Raw genomic sequence first — 3,731 nt, 5'->3', positions numbered from 1 at the left:
AGATGTGTATAAGAGACAGCCCTTAGACTGTACATAACTGCTCTTCCTCCCAACTGTGACACTTTCCAAGGTTCGTTGAAGCCTAGCGCATCCATAGCGCGTCCAATCGCACGGCAGTGACGTTGTGGGCGTGAGGGGTCGCCTACACTCGGGAAGACCCAAATACTCTTGTTCTGAGAGCGCCTTCGAAGCAGCAAATTAAAAATGCGATCCGGCATCAGCATTTGCGTGGTTGTCCCTGTCTTGGTGCGTCGTATAGACATCGTTCGTTTTGCGAGATCGATGCGCGCCCAAGGCAAATTCAACGCTTCACGAGGCCTTGCTCCCGTGTATAGGATGAATTCGAACACGTCGTATGTGTCTTGAAGCCGATTCATAAGAGATTGAGATCTATCTCCTACCTTAGGCAAACCTATTCGTTCGCGTTGAGGATCAAGATAAGATCGTAGTTCTGCAATTTCACCCGTTGTTAGCCAGCGCTCTTTTGCATTGGTGGCAAGTCGTTTGTCGTAGCGCGATGATGGCCAAATGATTGTAGGTGTCTGGTAATCACCCCTCAGGCGATTTATGGTTCTTTTTAATATCGAAAGCTCACCGTATATGGTAGCCGCCGCCAAGCCCTCAGAGAGACGCGTATTGACGAATTTCTTTATGTCTGAATCTGATAATTTATGAATCTTTATATTTTTTGGCCAGGTCCATTTTCGTCTCCCGTTGTGAATCGCGCCATAGAACATTATGTTTATCGTTCGAATTATTTGGGGCGCATCCTGAAGTTTGCTGCCATAGACAGCGTACCATTTGTTTACTGCAGCAAATATTTCTATTGCTGGTAATTTGGCTGATCTCTTTTCGGAGTCCGTTAGCGGCGCTATAAGTCCCATGATTTCACGGCGCTTCGCCCGTTCGATCAGCCAGGCTTCATTCTTTGTTCTTTGGCGCGTTGTTCCACGGTAGCGCACACCCTCTAGCGTGAAATCATACCAATATGTCATCCCGCGTTTCCGTATAGCCATCACATTCCCGAAAAATGATCATCTAAAATCAATTTATCACGAAAGATATACATTTGAAGTCAAATTATGTACATCGATCTAACAACTACAAATAACAGTATTTTACAGCGATGAACTAATTAAACTATTGCAACAAAAAAACAGGGGCATGCGCAAATGCGCGCCATTAATGCTTATTGTTTAATTGAATAAAATTAGAATGCTATAAAGCGTATTCGATTTTCAAGAAAGCAAATGAGCCTAAAGCGATCTTGATTTGACATCTCTCTTTCTGACGAATTTTGTCATTTGCGTATCAGCCCGAATTCAGAGCTTTGTAGACGGCCCCGCGCGAGCATCCGAGCGCCTTTGCGATGGCGGTCGCGCCCTGTCCCTCGGCATGCATCGCGCGGATGCGCTCGTGATCGAGCATGACAGGACGCCCCTTGTAGACGCCTTCGGCCTTCGCCTTCTCGATCCCCGCCCTCTGGCGCTCACGAATGAAGGCAAGCTCCATTTCGGCGACAAGACCGAACACGGTCAGCATGGCCTTCCCCATCGGTCCCGCCGTCGAGATGTCCGGCTCAAGGACGCGAAGGAACGCGCCGCGCTGCTCGATCTCGTGGACGATGTTGAGCACGTCCCGCGTGGAGCGCCCGAGCCGATCCAGCTTCACGACCACGAGCGTGTCTCCGGGGCGGATGAAGTCGAGGAGGTTCTGAGCTCGGTGCGCCCGTCGCGGGTGCGTCCTGAAGCTTTCTCTTCGCGGATCGTATGGCAGCCGGCGGCTTGAAGGCGGGTCACCTGCGTGGCGGTGTCCTGCGATGAGGATGAAACGCGAGCGTATCCGAACACGGTCATGGCGGCGTCCTCGATGTTCACTTAGGGTCAAGACCCTCATCAACTATCGCTCACTAAATCAGAAGTCAACCCATAGTGAACGCCAGACGCGCCGTCCGTGAACGCTCACCATGGGTGTACCCAAAGTGAACGGCGGTGGTCTGTGGCGTATGGCGTCCCGCTCCAGCGCGGATGCTCGCCCCGTCGTGATGGCGACGCCCCCCCCCCAGCCCCTTCGTGCGCAAACCGCAGCCGGCAGAGAGGCGAGGGGGCGGGGGGAGTCGCTTCCGGCGGCGCCTACGAGGGGGGCTTCGCGAATTTTTCCGGTGAAAAACTCAAGGGCGGCGGTCTATCGTTGCGTATTCACTGCATCAATATGCGCCCACGCCACGAATTGCATTTCGACGGCCACTGATCGAAGTCGTTGGATTGGCCATGCATCGAGCGTAATCCATCCGAATTCTGACGCGGGACTCAATCACCGATCGCCCTACGTCGTGGTGCGCTCAACAGGGCCGTGAGCGGATAGAGCTTTACGCGGAAGACGGCCCCGCATGGGTAGCATTCTCGCCGGCGTTCCAGCGGGAGCATTGAGGGTCGCTGCACCGTCGCTCGATGTGGGAAGTGTGAGGGACAGTCGCTGAGCATCCGCTCCTGACTGTCTAGAGAAAGCACGTCTTGAGCGGTCGGCAGGGGGAGGTAAGCCCTCGAAAGTCCCTAGAAAGCCCTCAGGAGGCCAGTGAGGCCACTTCGGAGATGTGTCGGCTAGGGTAGTAGCCAAATGGCGTGAATGCCGCTCTTAGGTCTTCCTATGCCATTCTGGGGGCATTCACCATTTTCGGCTGCCTCACAACGCTCGCAAGCGGAGACTTGACGTGAGTCGCGGGCTGGACACAAGCGTCAGCCCTTGATCGAGACATGGGTCATCTTCGGCATCCAACGAAAAAATCAGAGGCTGGCCTCATGGGCGACGATGTGTGGGATCACCGGGTCGCGTCCCCTGTCTGATCTCTGACTGATCCCGGGTAGAACCTAGGCAGGCATCTCTGGGCGGGGGTGATACCGGCGACGATCACCCTCCTGTGCGTGAAACCCCATGGGTTAAGAACACCGGGCAGGATCGGTAGTGAAGAGCCTGGGTTTGGATCGCCGGGCAGCATCCCATGTCGGACCACTAGCGGACCCTTGGTAGACCCTAAGTCAACATCTCTGGGTGGGGGGGATCTCCTCCCCATCCCCCCCCCTCGGTGGGTAAGACCCCATAGGTGAGCCCATGGGTAACATCTCCGGGTAGATCGTAGGGTAGCATCCCTAAGTATGACCTCCGGGTAGCCTCCCATGGTTAGACCTATGGTGTACTCGACGGTAGCTTCCAAGGTAGCTTCCAAGGTAGCTTCCTATAGTAGCTACTCTAGGAGTATCAATCATGGAGTATCAACCCGGGGGAGGGTCTGGGTTTCGATAGGCCCAATTAAAAGAATCCCTTAAATATCAAGGATTTACATGGGTCCTGTCTCGGTCAGAACGAGCGGCCTGTCACGGCGCTCGGGGCGGCGAGATGTGGGGCCTCTTCTAGGGGTGTCCGCATCCGACCCGCGTTGATGGTGTCATGCCAAAAACTTCAGTGATATCATGGGGTTGAAAAACGGGGGCCTCGCGAATTCTCCCTGGATGGAGTCCCGAGACGACAACAATCTGGCCGTGGCGGACAGTGCTGCGGCTTGTCTTGCAGCAGCCCCTTGCCCGGTGCCCTTGAGCCTGTAGGGAGGCCTTCGAGCCCTCCAACGCGCGGATCAAACCTGATCGCGCAGCTCTTCGTAGAGACGTCCAGGCCCCAACAGGACACCCTTCAGCCCTTCACGGACCTGTCTCTTATACACATCTGACGCTGCCGAC

Annotated in this window: 2 protein-coding genes and 1 pseudogene; all 3 read right to left on the bottom strand. The window is 54.8% G+C overall.

Annotation, left to right across the window (positions count from 1 at the left end; all coding sequences use genetic code 11):
- Positions 1-995, bottom strand: a 995-nt coding sequence (locus ACN4EK_RS32140; RefSeq protein ID WP_431662518.1) for a tyrosine-type recombinase/integrase, incomplete at its 3' end; no start/stop codon positions are given.
- 316 nt (positions 996-1,311) lie between these two features.
- Positions 1,312-1,428 (bottom strand): helix-turn-helix domain-containing protein, encoded by a 117-nt coding sequence (locus ACN4EK_RS32135; protein ID WP_431662519.1) that lies wholly within the window; start codon positions 1,426-1,428, stop codon positions 1,312-1,314.
- Positions 1,429-1,506: 78 nt separating this feature from the next.
- Positions 1,507-1,856, bottom strand: a pseudogene (locus ACN4EK_RS32130) (recombinase family protein); the annotation flags it as partial.
- Positions 1,857-3,731: the final 1,875 nt, after the last annotated feature.

Origin of the sequence: Pantanalinema rosaneae CENA516, assembly GCF_050753385.1 — a bacterium.
Taxonomy (GTDB): domain Bacteria; phylum Cyanobacteriota; class Cyanobacteriia; order Leptolyngbyales; family Leptolyngbyaceae; genus Pantanalinema; species Pantanalinema rosaneae.
This window is presented reverse-complemented; position numbering and strand designations above follow the sequence as displayed.